The sequence below is a fragment of the Brevibacillus centrosporus genome, from assembly GCF_003710815.1.
GTDB classification, from domain to species: domain Bacteria; phylum Bacillota; class Bacilli; order Brevibacillales; family Brevibacillaceae; genus Brevibacillus; species Brevibacillus centrosporus.
Map to the genome: position 1 here is coordinate 28,614 of NZ_RHHP01000025.1, position 15,631 is coordinate 44,244.

Sequence of the window (15,631 nt, forward strand, 5' to 3'; positions counted from 1 at the left end):
ACTCGCTCCTCTCAATTCCCTTAATAGATTGGTTTTAGAGCCTCAAACGGATTTTTGCAGTGCTTGCAATACAAAATACTGCGGCAGGCTGCGGGTCCAAACAAGTTTTCAATCGTTGTATACGGAGAATCACAGTAAGGACAGGTCACTTCCCATGTATCTCCAGGCTGAAAGCCAACAGGTGGCGGGGCGATGCCGAAGCTCTTCAATTTATCTCGGGCATCCAAGGCGATCCGATCGGAAGTCCAGGCAGGGTCGTAGACAAAACGCACCTGTACTTCGTTAATCCCTTCCCCTTCCACCAGTTTCTCTGAGATGTTCTTCTTCATAATTTCCAGAGCGGGACAGCCGACAAAGGTAGGCAGAACTTCTACGTAAGCGACGCCGGATTCTACCTTCACCTTGTGAATCATGCCCATTTCCACCATGCTAATCACTGGGATCTCTGGATCTTTCACTTCCTGCAGCAGCTCCCAGCATGTCGCCTCTTGATGTTCATGAACGTGCTCATTTACTTGCGCCATGCAGATCACTCCTTTTTATTGCCATCGTCCTCGCTCGCGTTTTCTTACCAGCTTGCTGCCGGATCGATGCGATATACCTCGGACAGAGTAGCCAATGCTTGTATCAGATCAGCGGTGTGCTCCCCGGCGCGGCCACGCTCCTTAGCTGCTCCCGGCTCACCCGGCCAGCTCAGATTCGCCGCTTCAAAAATAGCTTGGGTTTCTTTGAGCCAAACCTCGCGAAGAGTTGCTTCCGCTTCAATCAGACCAAAGCCCGTGATCGAAGCTGCATTCGGACCGAGATCGCTCAGCTCTCCTGCGTCGCTCCATACTTTTGCGATCGCTGCTTCCAGACGTGCGCGAGCATCCGGTGTGCTGTTTGCCAGCTGCTTCAGCCATACTTGCCAGTGCATCAGGTGATAGCGATGCTCCGTCAGCATTTTGCGGCTGATCAGCGTGAGTGGAGAATAAGAGGACTTGAGCAGCGATTCCAGGCGAACCTTTTTGTGCAAGCCGTATACATAGCTGCGCACGATTGCGTAAGCCCAGTCGTAGTGCGGATCGTCGTTGTACCCGCCAGCACCGTTTTGGCGCTCGACTAGAATGGCGTTGCGGAAAGCAGATGCCTCGCGAAGCTGCGCCAGGTCGTCAGCTTTGCCTACACCGAGCTCCTCGAGCATTTCGTAGTACATAACCGCGTGTCCCATCATATCCTGAGCCATGGAGGAAAACGCTACATCTTCTTCAATATGCGGTGCAAGGCCGAGCCATTCCGACCCACGGTAAGCCAAAATAAAATCGTCATCGGCAAGCTGGAAGAGAAGATCAACCAAGGCTTGCGTATACTCCTGATTTTTCAAAGCTTCTTGTGCAGTTTCTACCTGTAGAAGTTCGCCCATGATCATGTTCCTCCTTCTTAGCTGCCACTTTTGGTGTTGTGCTGTGCCTCGTACTCATCTTTATGACGGCGCCATCTGCCTTGCAAATCGCCGTAGCCTTTTGTTTCCCGATAGCTCTTGTTGTCAAGACGCTCCAGGAAAGGACGCTCCTCTGGCGGCAGTCCGTGGATGTCGTCTCGTTTGACCACCCACAGGTTAAAACAAGGCTCGCGGCGCAAGAAGTTTTCCCGTGCCATGGAAAGCGCGACTTCCGCATTTGGTGCCAAGAGACTAAATTGGTGTACAAATGAGGCGCTTACCGTTTTTTGGCTAAACACTTCATAGATGACAAAGTTCTCGTTGTTGGTTTGGTTACTCATCGCACTCACCTACCCTACCTGGCGGCCATACGACAGAATCGCATCACGCACCCATTTGGTTTCTTCATAGGACATTTCACGCAAGTGCAGTCGGTGGGCAGAACGTGGGCCTTTTCCTTTGACAATCTGCTTGAATTCTTCCCAATCTGGCTGCTGGTAAATCCATTTATCCTCTGCTTCATCAAAGTAGATCGTTTCATCTGGAACGGTAAAGCCAAGGTGGAAGATGCGTGGCAAATACTTCTTCAGGAAGATTTGACGCAGCTCCTCGTTGGTTTGCGAACGGATTTTGTAGCGCATGTTCGACGCTTGGTTACTGGTGATGTTGCCGTTCTCAGGCGGTCCGAAGAACATCAACAGGGATGGCCACCAGCGAGTGATCGATTCCTGCAGCATTTGGCGCTGCTCTTCTGTACCCTCCGCCAGCTCCAGTACGATACTCTCCCCGTGCTGTGCATGGAATTTCTCCTCCGCACAGATCCGGTGCAGGGCACGTGCATAAGGTGCGTAGGAAGTATCCAGCGACATGGATTGCGTAATGATCGCCGCTCCGTCAACGAGCCATCCGATTACACCCGCGTCCGCCCATGTAGGCGCTTCCATGTGAAACACATTATGAAATTTCAAGCGGCCAGCGAACAGATCTTGCATGATGTCCTCACGCGTTTTACCCAGTGGAGCAATCAAGTCCTCAGCGACACGCAAGAGCAGCTGTCCGTGTCCCATCTCATCCTGTACCTTTGCCATGATCGCCAGCTTGCGGCGCAGGGTGGGAGCTTTCGGTACCCATTCCTTTTCTGGCAATGCCCCCATGATCTCGCTGATGCCGTGCATGGAAATCAGTTTGATCAATTGGTTACGGTAATCGTCAGGCATCCAGTCGTCCGCTTCGATTTTTTCACCGCGGTCAATTTTCGCTAAAAACGCTTCCATTTTGGCATCTTCTGTCAGATCTGAATGTTCCAACTGTGTATTCATGGTGAAGACCTCCTTTACGTTCATCGCTTGTCTATGGCATATAATTTATAATACGTTTTTATAACGTTATAATAACATAACGTCATACGATTCTGCAATAGGTGTAATCGTTTTCAAGCCAGACGAATTATTCCATTCTCCCTGTAGACATTGCGGTTTCCCTCAGTTGCTCCGCCATTTTCCGCAGCTGCTGCATGACTGCATCCAGCTCTTGAATACGAGTGGACTGCTGCAGGCTGTGATTCATCGTTTTCTCCATTTCACCAGTGACGGTACCTACAAGCTCGTTCATTTCATCCAATATGCGAAAAATGCTCTTGGCCGACGTTGAAGTCGTCTGGGAAAGCCTACGGATCTCTTCCGCCACGACGGAAAAACCCCTTCCTGCTGCTCCTGCCCGTGCTGCTTCCAGCACCGCATTCAACCCCAGCACGTTGGAGCGAGTCGAGATGTCGCGAATGAGTTGATTGATTTGGGAGGTTTCGGCAATCTTCTTTTCCATCGTTACGGCAGTATCGGACAAGATATGACTTGCTTGTGCCAAATCGTTCGCCTCTTTTGCCAGACTTTCTGTGTGCACCGCAATATTTTCGAGCGCCCCCGTCAAGTTTTCAGCCAGTGCGCGCAGCTGGTCTTCTCGGTCTGTCGTCACGCCAGTGGCCAAGCACCCGACCACCTGGCCGTTTTCAACGATTGGATACCCTACCGCAATATAGGGAATCCCGTACACCTCTTTTCCAATCTTACGCACGACTCTGCGATTCTCTGCTACCGCCGTCGCATTGATACTCCCCGCTCGGAGCTGATCTCCAACCTTGATCCCTAGATTCAGATCAGATGCGGGATAGTACGCCAAAAATTTCTCCCTGTCCGTCACCCCTACCATGCAATCGAACAAGAAAGCTTTATGCAAAATCGGAGCTGCCATCAACACGCTATTTAACAGGGACATATTCATTCCTCCTGCGAATGTGATAGGAAGGCGTGGACAAAAACAGCCGTTCTTCCCGCATCTGTCCGTTGCGGAAAGAACAGCCGTCTTACCCTTCAGCCTTGTCGTTCTTTATTTAAGAATCTGAAATTTTCCATCCTTGACTTCAACCATGATCATGCTGTCCTCCGTGAGGCCGTTGTGATCTTCTGCAGAGAACACGAATTCACCGGTTACCCCGACGTACTTCACTTTCTCCAGGACCTCATTCAGCTTGGACGCATCGCCGCCTGCCTGCTTCAGTCCTTCGACCATCAGGTTCAAGCCGTCGTAGCCATAGCCTGCAAAACCGTCTGGCTCTACATTGTAGGCTGCCTTGTACCCGTCTACGAATTTTTTCACGATGGCTGCCTGCGGATCGTCCGCAGCGATTTGGTCAGAAACAAGCAGCTTGCCCGCTACCATCAGGACACCTTCGCCAGCATCGCCGACGAGCTCGAGGAATTTGCTGTTAGCAGAACCGTGGGAGCTGATGATCGGAATGCTCAGGTTCAGCTGCTTTGCTTCTTTTACAATCGTTGCAGGTCCTGGATTCGTTCCCGCCACGATCAGTGCTTGTGCATCCGTTCCTTTGATCTTCGTCAGCTGGGAGCTCATGGACGGATCTTTGGTTCCGTATTTTTCTTCGGCTACGATCGTGATTCCATACTCAGGCGCGTATTTTTGCAGCTGCTGAGTCCAACCGCTGCCGTATGGGTTGCTGTCGTTGAGCAGAGCGATTTTGGTAATGCCTTTTTCTTTCAAGTATTTATAGATGCGCTTCGTTCCGTGCACGTCCGTGTGTGGGGTTTTGAAGATGCCTGCACGAACGGGATTAGTCATCTGATCAGCCGCTGCCATCGAGATCAGAGGAATTTTTTCCGCTTGGGAAAATTCCGCCATTCCCAGGGAAGGACCGCTGCCCGAGGAACCGAGCAAAGCCACGACTTTTTCCTTGGAAACCAGCTTCTTGACTGCTTTTACCGCTTCTGTATTGTCGGATTTGTCATCTTCAAAAACGACCTCGACCGGACGGCCATCTACACCGCCTGCGCCGTTAATTTCTTTCACCAGCATCTCTACTGCCTGCTTCTCAGGTACACCGAGCGGGCTGTTTGGACCCGTCAATGAGAACACGGCACCCAGCTTAATCGGTTCTTTGCCGCCTGCTGCACCTGCTTCTGCTGCCGGCTTTGCACCGCCACCACAAGCGCTGAGCAAGACCATGGAAGCGAGTGCGATTGGAAAGAGCCACTTCCTCGATTGATTTTTTTTCATGAATAATCCCCCTATCATTTTTCTTTTTCTATTGTCCAACCGCATCATGGGCATGTCCCAGATAGGCTGATTGCACACGCGGATCGTTGCTGATTTTCTCAGCTGTGCCTTCCAGCATGACGACTCCCGTAGAGAGCACGTACGCTCGATCGGAAATCGCCAATGCAGCACGGGCATTTTGCTCGACCAAAAGAACTGTTGTCCCCCACTGGGAGCGAATCTCCTGCACGATCGTCAAAATTTCTTTGGCGATGAGCGGTGCAAGACCTAGGGAAGGCTCGTCCAACAGCAGCAGCTTCGGCCTGGAAAGCAGCGCTCTGCCAATTGCCAGCATTTGCTGCTGACCTCCCGACAACGTCCCTCCCAGCTGCCATTTGCGCTCCGCCAAGATCGGAAAACGCTCGTACACCGTCTCCATTTCTTTGGCGATGTCTCGCTTGCTTGTCTTGGGCATTCGATGAGAGGCGCCCAGCCACAGATTGTCTTCGACGGTCAATGTGGAGAATATCTGTCTGCGCTCAGGCACATGCGCCATTCCCCTCGCCACAACCAGCTCGGCCTGCACGCGGGTAATGTCCTGCTCGCGGAATTGTACGCTTCCCTCTTTGGCATCGTGCAGTCCGCAGATACAGTTGAGTAGTGTCGTTTTGCCCGCTCCATTTGAGCCGAGGAGCGATACGATTTCACCTTCGTTTACTTGCAGGTCGATCCCGTGCAGGACTTCGACGGGTCCATATCGCGCCTTCATGTTGCTCACTTGCAGTATCGCTTTTCCCATCTCTTCACCCCCGACTCTCTACCTGTTCTTCTGTTCCGAGATATGCTGCAATCACACACGGATTTTCCTGGATTTCACGCGGGGTTCCTTCCGCAATTTTGCTGCCCTGATCCAAAACGACGATGCGATCAGCGATGGTCATAATCATGTCCATGTCGTGTTCGACGAGAAGAATTGCCGTTCCATTTTCACGAATCTCCTGGAACATGCGGCTCATCTCTGCCGTCTCGGTATGATTGAGACCGGCTGCAGGTTCATCGAGCAGCAGCAGCTTCGGCTCCGCTACCATCGCACGGGCGATTTCCATCAGACGAAGCTTCCCGTACGGCAAGCTGCCCGCATGCGAGGAGGCCAGCGAAGAGAGCCCTACCTTTTCCAGCCACGTATGCGCCCGCTCCTGCATCGTCCGCTCTTCCCGTCTAGCAGTCGTCAAGCTCATTCCGCAAGAAAACAAACTCGAATGCGTCTTGGTGTGCATTCCTACCATCACGTTTTCCAGGACTGTCATATCGTCAAAGGTCTGCAGGTTTTGGAAGGTTCTCGTAATTCCCAATTTGGCGTATTCATATCCAGGTACGCGGGTCATTAGCTGATTGGCAAAACGAATTTCTCCCTCAGACGGTGGGATGACACCTGACACCATGTTGAGAACCGTACTCTTCCCTGCGCCGTTTGGACCAATCAGAGCCAGAATCTCTCCCTGCTTCACCTCAAAATCGACGTGATTCACAGCGCGTACTCCGCCGAAATCTCGAGAAAGGTCTTGTACAGTCAGCAGTGTCGTCATATGGCAGCCTTCCTTTCCACCCGCTGTTCTGCATTGGCAGCGGCTTTTTTGGCCTGCGCTTTTTCATACAGGGAGCGGATCCGCGGCACCAGACCCTCCGGCATGAACATCACGATCAGCACCAAAATGCCCCCGAACACAATCGTATCGACGTCCCCTTGCAAGCCTGGAACTACCTCGCTCAGCATCACGAGTCCTTCACTGATGAAGCCGATGACCAAGGTTCCGATCAACGCCCCCCAGATGCTCGTCATACCGCCGATGACCACCATCGTCAAAAACTTGATGGATTCATGCATGCCAAATGGCTGCGGATCGAGAATTCCCATGTAGTGCGCGTACAGACCGCCGGAGATCCCGGCAAACATACCGCTGACGACGAAAGCATTCAGCTTGAATTTTCGTACATCGATACCCATGGAAGTAGCGGCAACCTCGCTTTTATGAATCGCCCGGAACGCCCGTCCGATGCGGGAATGCATCAGATTCAGCGAGAAGAGCAGCACGCAGGTAACGATTCCCCAGATCAGGTAGTACATTGAAAGCTCGCTGCCTCCGAAAAAGGGAACCTGCGGAATGCTGATCATGCCGCTTGCTCCGCCCGTGACCGGCTCCCACTCTTGTATACCGATCTGGACAATGTAGCCGAAAGCGAGGGTCGCCATCGCCAGGTAGTACCCCTGCAAGCCAGCAATCGCCCTGCCCAGGATGAAGGCAAACACTGCTGGAACAATCGCAGAGGCTACCAAGCCTACCAGCGGGGTCAACCCGAACTTGGTCGTCAGAACCGCCGACGTGTAGGCACCGATTCCCCAGAAGGAAGCTTGTCCGAGCGAGATTTGGCCCGCAAGTCCCATTACCAGGCAAAGTCCGATGGCGACGATGGCTTGCAAACCGATGATGATTCCAACCGAGCGGTAATACTCATCCGGCATGACAAACGGAAAAATGATCATGAGTGCCAAGTAAATCCCTAAGCTTTTTCCCCACTTCTTCGTCAGTTGTTTCATCATAGCCCTCCTTTCCCTACACTACGTTCTCCAAAGATGCCGGACGGCTTGACCAAAAGCATCACGATCAGCACCAGAAAAGCTATGGCGTCTTTCATACCGGAGCTGATGTAGCCTGCCCCGAGCGATTCGACGATTCCAAGAATAAAAGCGGCTACCGCTGCACCGAGTGGATTTCCCAGCCCTCCGAGAATAGCAGCAGAGAAGCCTTTGATTCCGAGCAGCACACCGATGTCATACGAGGTCACGCTGAGCGGTGCAATTACGATACCGGCAATGGCTCCTGTCGCCCCGCTGATCCCAAAGGCGAGCATGCTCATTTTCGCGGGGCTGATCCCCATCAGACGAGCCGCCATCGGATTGACCGAACAGGCGTTGATCTTTTTCCCGAGCATGGTCTTGTCCATCAAGTACCACAGCAGGAACAGCACAATCAGTACAGCCGCGAGAATCCATACGCTTTGCTGGGCGATATTGACGCCCCCGAGTGAAAACGGCTGGTTGCTGGTAATCGGATCGAGAGAGTACGCATCCTTGCCCCAGATCAAGCTCGCCAAACCGCGGATCAGGGTGGATATCCCGATGGTCAAAATGATCAAGCTGATCGGGCTTGCCTTTTTCACGTAAGCGATTACATATTTCTGCATCAGCACCCCGATCAATGTGACGATGAGGATCGCCAGAAAAGCCGCCAGAGCGTACGGGACATTCATGCCGATCATAGCAACGGTGACCATCCCTCCCAGCATCAAAAATTCTCCCTGTGCCAGATTGATCACTTTGCTGACGTTGTAGATCGTGATAAAACCTACAGCGACGATGGCGTAGATGCCTCCACTAACCAAACCGTTTGCGACGTACTGCAAAAGCTCCGTCATAGTCGTGATGTACCCCCTCAAAATTCAAACTTTCTACAATCACCCATATGAAACGCTTACATTTTATAATATGGAAATCTAACAAATAATTAGAAACGCCCTAGCATCTACTAGGGCGTTTCTAGTGTACAGCTTGTGCCTTGTTTATACTGGCGCAGCTTCATACACGGTCTCAAAGAAACGAACGGCCCCGGGATTTAACAACTGATAGTAGTTTTGGAACAGCTTGTCCGCTTCTTTGCCTAACCATAGCTCTGGCAGTAATTCCTGTGGCAAATCAGGGTCGATAAACAAAAATTTGCGATACTGATGGACCAGCTTCGTTTTGTTCACAAAGCACAGGCTATCAGGAACTTCCTTCTTTTGGCGAATTCTCTCTTCCAGCTCATCGTATTCGGCTTGGTAGCTGTCGATGAACTCTTTGTACTTCGCATTGATCTCATCGATATTCCAGCATTTCTGCACCAGCTGTTTGGGATCGCTCCAGCCAACATGCTCAGCAGCAAACAGTTCCACGTACTCGGTAATCTCTTGGGTCTCCGTCAGCTCCTGAATCGCTTCGCGCAGATTGTTCGGGCTGATCCATGTGCTCGTCGTCAGCATGCCAAAGCCCATATAGCCAAGCTCCTTGCGCAGTTGATCGCGCAGTGCCCTGCGCTCTTCGGGAATGTTGTAGCTGACCATGCACCACTTGCCGTCCCAAGCGCTCGATTCTACTTTGTAGATCCTCGCTGCCGCCTCCTCCAGCCGTTTCTTGCCGCGTTCGGATACGGAATAAAAGCTGCGATTTCCTACCTTCCGTGACTCCAACCAGCCCTGGCGAAGCATCCGAGATATCGCGGCGCGAACAGCTGGCTCTGATAAACCGAACTCTCCCATGAGTTTGGTCAAACTGCCGATCCAGATTTCACTGCCGTAATGGCGGACGTATTCCCCATAAATCGTAAACAGCATGGATTGTGGCTTCACTTTTCTTCTACCCCCAGATCGATTCATCACTCACTGATGAGAAATTGTATCACATTCTTTGCATATGCGTGAATCGATCCAGGTTATATAACGAAATAATTATATAACGCTTTTCTCACGTCATTATATTAAAACGTTTGCGAAGAGTCAATCAATTCTGGTTATTTTTTTCGTCGATTTCCGCTTGAAGTTTCTGGAATCGACGATGCATGTCTTCCTTGTTGAAAATCGCTTGTGTAAACAGTCCTACTCCGACGCAGTTGCAGGAGGTGTCTGCCGTTACCTCGCAGACAACCCGCTTCTCCGTCACCTCCACGCAAACGGCGCGAAAGGTAACCTTTTGCCCTGCCACAGCTGGTCCGACATGCTTGACCTCGATGCCAAAGCCGGAGCCTTCCTCATGCTCTTCCAAATGGGGAAGCAGGACGTAGCGCCCCGCTTTCTCCATGTAGTAAATCATGCTGACCGTCGACAACACGGGATGAATGACTTCGCCGTCAAAGACAGGGAACATTTCTTCTGTGACCGTCACAGTGAATTCCGCTGTCGTCCCTGGCTGCAGTTCCTTTTTCAAAGCAGCAACCTCCTGTCCGGTCGATCCTTACACGCGCTCGATAATCGTCGCGATCCCTTGGCCCACACCAATGCACATCGCAGCTAAGCCGTAGCGAGCATCGCGGCGCTCCATCTCATACAGCAGGGTGGTCAGAATACGCGCACCGCTTGCGCCGAGTGGGTGCCCCAGTGCAATCGCGCCGCCGTTTACGTTTACCAGCTCAGGATTCACGCCAAGCTCACGTACACTAGCGACTGCCTGAGCGGCAAAGGCTTCGTTAAATTCAAACAGATCGATCTGATCAATCGTCAGCCCAGCCTGCTTCAGCGCCTTGCGAGTAGCTGGCACGGGTCCGATTCCCATCACGGACGGATCAACCCCTGCAACGGCAGAAGCTACGATACGTGCACGCGGCTTCAAGCCAGCTTCCAGGGCAGCTTCCTGATCCATGATCAGCATCGCGCAGGCCCCGTCATTAAGTCCGCTGGAGTTACCAGCCGTTACGGTACCATCTGCCTGAAAAGCCGGTTTCAGCTTTTGCAGCTGCTCGATGGTCGTCTCTGGACGCGCATGCTCATCGCGCTCAAACACAGTGACATCGCCTTTGCGTCCACGGATTTCCACGGGAACGATCTCCGCTTCCCATTTGCCTTGCTCCAGTGCTTTCGCATAGTTTTGCTGGCTGCGCAGCGCAAACGCATCCTGATCTTCACGGCTGATTCCGTATTGCTCAGCCACCTTCTCAGCCGTTTCACCCAAGCTGATCGGCGGATACATTTCTTTCATCTTATCGTTTACCAGACGCCAGCCCAGTGTCGTATCGACCAATTGCTGATTGCCGCGTTGAAAAGCAGTGCTCGGCTTCATCATTACCAGCGGGGAGCGAGTCATGCTCTCTGTGCCTCCCGCGATGTAGACCTTGCCTGCCCCTGCTTTGATCGCAAATGCACTCTGGTTGACCGCTTCCAGTCCGGAACCGCACAGTCGGTTTACTGTGACACCCGGCACTTCCACTGGCACGCCAGCCAGCAGCAGAGACATACGCGCTACGTTGCGGTTGTCCTCTCCCGCCTGATTGGCGCAGCCGAAAATGACGTCGTCAATCGATGCAGGATCAATAGCGTTACGCTCCAATAGCTTGCTGATTACATGTGCTCCGAGATCGTCCGGGCGCACGTCTTTGAGGGCTCCCCCAATGCGGCCAATCGGTGTCCGTACAGCATCGATAATTACAGGTGTATTCATCTATGGTTCCTCCATCCTGTCCTAGGTTTTCTCCTATACAGCTCTATAGCGCTTCTACCAAAGTCGCCAGTCCTTGCCCTCCGCCAATGCACAGGGAAACAACCCCGTAACGTCCTTTGCGACGGCGCAGCTCATACAGGATGGTTCCCGCCAGACGAGCGCCGCTGCAGCCTAGTGGATGTCCCAATGCAATGGCTCCCCCGTTTACGTTGGTTCGGTCAGCAGGAAGACCCAGCTCGCGCATGCAAGCCAGCGATTGGGAAGCAAAGGCTTCATTCAGCTCAAACAGATCGATTTGATCAACCGTCATATTTACTTCCGACAGCAGCTTGCGGATGGCTGCGACAGGTCCGATGCCCATGATACGCGGATCTACACCGGCACTCACAAAGTGAACGATTCGGCCCAATGGTACCAAACCGGACTCTTTCAGCTTTTCCTGGTTCATGAGCAGCAAAGCAGCCGCACCATCGTTGATTCCGGAAGAATTTCCTGCGGTGACGCTGCCATTTTTACGGAATGCCGGTTTCAGCTTGGCGAGTGACTCCACACTGGAATCACGGCGCGGGAACTCGTCCGTGTCAAAAATCGTCTCTTCCCCTTTTTTGCCACGCAGGGTCACAGGGACAATTTCCTCGCGAAACAGCCCGGCATCGATCGCCGCTATTGCACGACGCTGGCTCTCAGCGGCAAAAAGATCCTGATCCTCGCGGCTGATCCCGAATTGCTCCGCCACGTTTTCCGCGGTATCCCCCATCGTCAGTTCGCCGTAGAGAGAAATGGGTGCTGAACGCGGACCGCCAAAGGACTCGATCAGGGTCTGGCCACCGCGTTGATATGGCTGTTCAAATTTCTCCATGATGTACGGGGAGCGCGTCAGGTTCTCCACGCCGCCAGCCAGCATGACGCTGCTGTGTCCAGCCTGGATGGACTGCGCTGCGAGATTGACTGCTTCTAGTCCAGAGGCACATACCCGGTTTACGGTCAGTCCTGGTACGCTCTCCGGCAATCCTGCCTTCAGCAAGCCGACACGGGCAATGTTTATGAAGGGACCTGCCGAGATGACATTCCCCATAATTACGCCATCGACGGCTTCTCCTGACTGTCCAGCCTGGCTGAGTGCCCCGTTCAAGACATGTGCAGTCAGATCGTCGATCGGGGTATTTTTCAAGCTGCCACCCAGCTTGCCAATCGGTGTACGTACTGCTGCCGCTACAAATACGTCATTGTTTGCTGGCATTACCCTTCACCTCCACCGGCTTCTCGATAGCTGTAAAACCCGATACCGCTGCGCACACCATAGCGTTTTGCCAATACCAGCTTGCGCAGCAAAGGAGCTGTGCGATAGCGCTCCTCCGACAAATCGCGATGCAAACCACGGGAGATAGCGTAAATCTCATCCAGCCCGATGCGATCTGCCCATTCCAGCGGCCCGTACGGATAGTTCGTTCCCTTTTTCATCGCAGTGTCGATGTCTTCTGGAGTCGCAGCCTTCTCCATTACTGTGAAAGCTGCTTCATTTATAATCAGTGTCAAAATGCGTGGGAAAACCAGGCCGACCTCATCTTCTACGATCTCAACCTCTTTGCCGAGCGAGTGAAAGAACGATTGGACAACCTCAAGTACATCTGACTCTGTTTGCAGCGCAGGAGCCACTTCAAACAAAGCGCGCTCTGCCAAAGGCACCAAGGTCCCAAAGCCGCAGATGCGCTCAGGAGACTCTGTCCAGGACGCTGCTTCTGTGGCCGTAATCGCCAGCGAAGTCGTAAGGATCGGTACGGACGGCGAAAGCATGCGGTCGAGCTCGGACAGCTGCTCCTGTTTCGCTGTCAGGTCCAAATTGTTTACTTCTACTGCCAGAAAAATGGATTCTGGCTCTGCAGCCCCTTCTGCAAGGGTCACAACGCGATAGCCGCTGTCTGTCATTATTTGATGCAGCTCTGCGTAAAGAGGGCTGTCCCCCGTGAGCAAAACTGTCTTATTTGCTGTAGTCATAGAAGCCATCCCCCGTTTTTCTGCCCAAGCTGCCTGATTGAACCATGCGTTGCTGAATGCGGCTGGGCTTGAATCGTCCTTCGTGGAAGAAATCCGTATAGACGGACTGGGTCGTCGCAAAATTGATATCGATTCCGATCATGTCCTGCAGCTCGAACGGTCCCATTTTGAAACCGCCTGCCTGCTTCATGATCCGGTCAATTTGCTCCACATTGGCTACGTTATCCCCGAGAATGCGCAGGGCTTCATTATAATAAGGTCGCGCGACGCGATTCACGATAAATCCAGGGGTGTCCGTCACGAGTACAGGAACTTTTCCCAAATCCACGGCAAATTGATAAGCCGCCTGGACATTTTCCTCGCTGGACTTTTTCCCGCGGATCACCTCGATCAGAGGCATCACCGGCGCCGGATTGAAAAAGTGGAATCCGAGAATTCGTTCGGGATGAGTCAGTCCTCCTGCAATTTCCGTGATGGAAATGGAAGAGGTATTGGTCAAAAGCAGGGCATCGCTTCTGCATATCCGGGTAAGATCACCAAAAATGCTCTTTTTCAGATCGAGTCTCTCTGGTACGGCCTCGATCACGATATCAGTTGGCGCCAGTTTTTCTATGTCGGATACGAATTGAACACGCTCCAACGTCTCTTGTTTTTGCTGCTCGCTGATCTTTCCTTTTTCCACATCCTTGGACAAAATCGAAATGAGATAGCTCTTCGCTTTTTCCAAGACAGTCTGGTTCGCGTCCAGTAGCAACACTCCATGTTCCCGGCGGGCGCAAACGAGAGCAATCCCTGCCCCCATCGTCCCTGCCCCGATAACGCCTACTGTCTTTCTCTCCACTCTACTCAACCTCCTAGCACCTATCTGCCTGTAAAGCGCGGTGCGCGTTTTTCCATGAAGGCCGTTACCCCTTCTTTGTGATCCTCTGTGCTGCCTGCAATCCCTTGGGCATACGCTTCGTAATTGAGTGTCTCCTCCAAGCTCATATCCAGACCTTTGTTCATCGTCCGTTTGATCAGGCCGATCGCTCGGGTGGGCAGAGTTGCAAGCTTGCGAGCATACGCCAGCGCTTCCTCTTGGAACGTATCTGCAGGATATACCTGATTGACCATTCCGATCCGCAGCGCTTCTGCTGCTGAAACCTTTTCTCCTGTCATCGCCAGCTCCAGTGCTTTGCCGAGTCCAACGATACGCGGCAGGAAGTAGCAGCCTCCTGAATCCGGTACCAGTCCGATATTGACAAAGGCATTTACGAACGAAGCCTTCTCGGAAGCCAGGCGGATGTCACACGCCAGCGCTACACTCATACCCGCGCCTGCTGCCACGCCGTTGACAGCTGCGACAATCGGCTTCTCTGTTTTTTGAAATTGGAGAATCATCGGGTTGTAGCGATCGCGTAAAAATCCTCCGAAGTCGACTTCGCCGCCACCGGCTACATCGCCCAGATCCTGCCCTGCATTGAAAGCACGGCCTGCGCCTGTCAGAAGGATGCAGCGCACGCTTTCATCCTTCTGCGCTTGCTTGAGCGCATCCGTGATTTCCTTGTTCATCCGCTCGGTAAAAGCATTGAATTTATCCGGTCGATTCAGAGTAACGACTGCAACGCCATCCGATACCTCGCATAGAATCGTCTCGTACATGGCCGCCTCCTAGTTTCCCGTAAAACGGGGTTTGCGCTTTTCCAAAAACGCCTGCATGCCTTCTTGCCGATCCTCACTTGCGAGGAGCAGGTAAAAACCGTTTCTTTCGTAATCCATGCCTTCCTGAAGCGGCAAATCATCGGCTTTGTGCGCAGCTTTTTTGATGACCTGCACTGCGAGTGGGGGCTGCCCAGCAATCTGCTTGGCCAGCTTGAGCGCTTCCTGGTAGTAGACTTCGACAGGAACCACGCGATTGACCAGCCCGTATTGCAAGGCCTCCTTCGCCGTAATCGGATCTCCTGTGAGCAGCATCTCCATGGCTTTTCGCAGTCCAACCGCCCGAACTAGACGCTGCGTCCCACCAGCACCCGGCATGACACCAAGCTTGATTTCCGGTTGACCGATGACCGCTGTCTCCGAAGCAATCACGATGTCGCAGTTCATCATGAGCTCGCAGCCACCACCGAGCGCAAAGCCACTCACTGCACCGATAATCGGCTTGGAGATGAGCGAAATGCGGTCCCAGACGGCAAATTGGTCCCGTTTCATGATTTCAATGGCGGATGCCTCTGCCATTTCATTGATGTCTGCACCCGCTGCGAAGGCTTTTTCGTTACCCGTGAGCAAAATCGTCCGAATCTCAGAATCCTTGTCTAGGTTCGTAAGTTCTGTGACCAGCTCGTCGATCAGCTTCAAGTTCAACGCATTGAGAATTTTCGGTCGATTGAGCGTAACAATGCCAACCCCATCCTCACGAGCAACGGTGATGTATTCATAAGACACTT

At 52.7% G+C, this 15,631-nt stretch carries 18 protein-coding genes; all 18 read right to left on the minus strand.

Annotated features, from left to right (window positions below; all coding sequences use genetic code 11):
• Positions 1–20: 20 nt before the first annotated feature.
• Positions 21–524, minus strand: coding sequence for a 1,2-phenylacetyl-CoA epoxidase subunit PaaD (paaD, locus tag EDM55_RS19325; protein WP_122961122.1), 504 nt, complete (start codon positions 522–524; stop codon positions 21–23).
• 44 nt (positions 525–568) lie between these two features.
• Positions 569–1,402: a 1,2-phenylacetyl-CoA epoxidase subunit PaaC gene (gene paaC, locus EDM55_RS19330; RefSeq protein WP_122961123.1), complete on the minus strand. Its 834-nt coding sequence runs from the start codon at positions 1,400–1,402 to the stop codon at positions 569–571.
• A gap of 17 nt (positions 1,403–1,419) precedes the next feature.
• Positions 1,420–1,761 carry a 1,2-phenylacetyl-CoA epoxidase subunit PaaB gene (gene paaB, locus EDM55_RS19335; RefSeq protein ID WP_092273654.1) on the minus strand — a complete coding sequence of 114 codons (342 nt, stop codon included), beginning with the start codon at positions 1,759–1,761 and terminating at the stop codon, positions 1,420–1,422.
• A 9-nt stretch (positions 1,762–1,770) separates the two neighbouring features.
• Positions 1,771–2,739, minus strand: a complete 969-nt coding sequence (paaA, locus tag EDM55_RS19340; protein WP_092273657.1) for a 1,2-phenylacetyl-CoA epoxidase subunit PaaA — start codon at positions 2,737–2,739, stop codon at positions 1,771–1,773.
• A gap of 127 nt (positions 2,740–2,866) precedes the next feature.
• Positions 2,867–3,691 carry a methyl-accepting chemotaxis protein gene (locus EDM55_RS19345; protein WP_122961124.1) on the minus strand — a complete coding sequence of 275 codons (825 nt, stop codon included), beginning with the start codon at positions 3,689–3,691 and terminating at the stop codon, positions 2,867–2,869.
• 111 nt (positions 3,692–3,802) lie between these two features.
• Positions 3,803–4,987 carry an ABC transporter substrate-binding protein gene (locus EDM55_RS19350; RefSeq protein WP_092273663.1) on the minus strand — a complete coding sequence of 395 codons (1,185 nt, stop codon included), beginning with the start codon at positions 4,985–4,987 and terminating at the stop codon, positions 3,803–3,805.
• Between the two features lie 28 nt (positions 4,988–5,015).
• Entirely contained in the window at positions 5,016–5,765 is a 750-nt protein-coding gene (locus tag EDM55_RS19355) for an ABC transporter ATP-binding protein (protein ID WP_092273666.1), read from the minus strand.
• A gap of 4 nt (positions 5,766–5,769) precedes the next feature.
• Positions 5,770–6,552, minus strand: a complete 783-nt coding sequence (locus EDM55_RS19360; protein ID WP_122961125.1) for an ABC transporter ATP-binding protein — start codon at positions 6,550–6,552, stop codon at positions 5,770–5,772.
• Positions 6,549–7,562: a branched-chain amino acid ABC transporter permease gene (locus EDM55_RS19365; RefSeq protein WP_092273672.1), complete on the minus strand. Its 1,014-nt coding sequence runs from the start codon at positions 7,560–7,562 to the stop codon at positions 6,549–6,551. Before EDM55_RS19365 ends, EDM55_RS19360 begins: the two co-directional genes overlap by 4 nt.
• Positions 7,562–8,440: a branched-chain amino acid ABC transporter permease gene (locus tag EDM55_RS19370; protein ID WP_122961126.1), complete on the minus strand. Its 879-nt coding sequence runs from the start codon at positions 8,438–8,440 to the stop codon at positions 7,562–7,564. The genes EDM55_RS19365 and EDM55_RS19370 overlap by 1 nt, the downstream gene beginning before the upstream one ends.
• Before the next feature lie 144 nt (positions 8,441–8,584).
• The gene (paaX, locus tag EDM55_RS19375; protein ID WP_122961127.1) at positions 8,585–9,409 is read right to left on the minus strand and encodes a phenylacetic acid degradation operon negative regulatory protein PaaX; all 825 of its coding nucleotides are present in this window, start codon (positions 9,407–9,409) and stop codon (positions 8,585–8,587) included.
• Between the two features lie 151 nt (positions 9,410–9,560).
• Positions 9,561–9,983: a thioesterase family protein gene (locus tag EDM55_RS19380; protein WP_122961128.1), complete on the minus strand. Its 423-nt coding sequence runs from the start codon at positions 9,981–9,983 to the stop codon at positions 9,561–9,563.
• A 27-nt stretch (positions 9,984–10,010) separates the two neighbouring features.
• Entirely contained in the window at positions 10,011–11,210 is a 1,200-nt protein-coding gene (locus EDM55_RS19385; RefSeq protein ID WP_122961129.1) for a thiolase family protein, read from the minus strand.
• Between the two features lie 43 nt (positions 11,211–11,253).
• A complete protein-coding gene (locus EDM55_RS19390) occupies positions 11,254–12,450 on the minus strand; it encodes a thiolase family protein (protein WP_122961130.1) in 1,197 nt (398 codons plus the stop codon).
• Positions 12,450–13,205 (minus strand): 3-hydroxyacyl-CoA dehydrogenase family protein, encoded by a 756-nt coding sequence (locus EDM55_RS19395; RefSeq protein ID WP_092273691.1) that lies wholly within the window; start codon positions 13,203–13,205, stop codon positions 12,450–12,452. Before EDM55_RS19395 ends, EDM55_RS19390 begins: the two co-directional genes overlap by 1 nt.
• Positions 13,189–14,046 (minus strand): 3-hydroxyacyl-CoA dehydrogenase NAD-binding domain-containing protein, encoded by an 858-nt coding sequence (locus EDM55_RS19400; RefSeq protein ID WP_122961131.1) that lies wholly within the window; start codon positions 14,044–14,046, stop codon positions 13,189–13,191. Before EDM55_RS19400 ends, EDM55_RS19395 begins: the two co-directional genes overlap by 17 nt.
• Positions 14,047–14,066: 20 nt before the next feature.
• Positions 14,067–14,846 (minus strand): enoyl-CoA hydratase-related protein, encoded by a 780-nt coding sequence (locus EDM55_RS19405; protein ID WP_122961132.1) that lies wholly within the window; start codon positions 14,844–14,846, stop codon positions 14,067–14,069.
• Positions 14,847–14,855: 9 nt separating this feature from the next.
• Positions 14,856–15,629, minus strand: coding sequence for an enoyl-CoA hydratase-related protein (locus EDM55_RS19410; protein WP_122961133.1), 774 nt, complete (start codon positions 15,627–15,629; stop codon positions 14,856–14,858).
• Positions 15,630–15,631 lie beyond the last annotated feature (2 nt).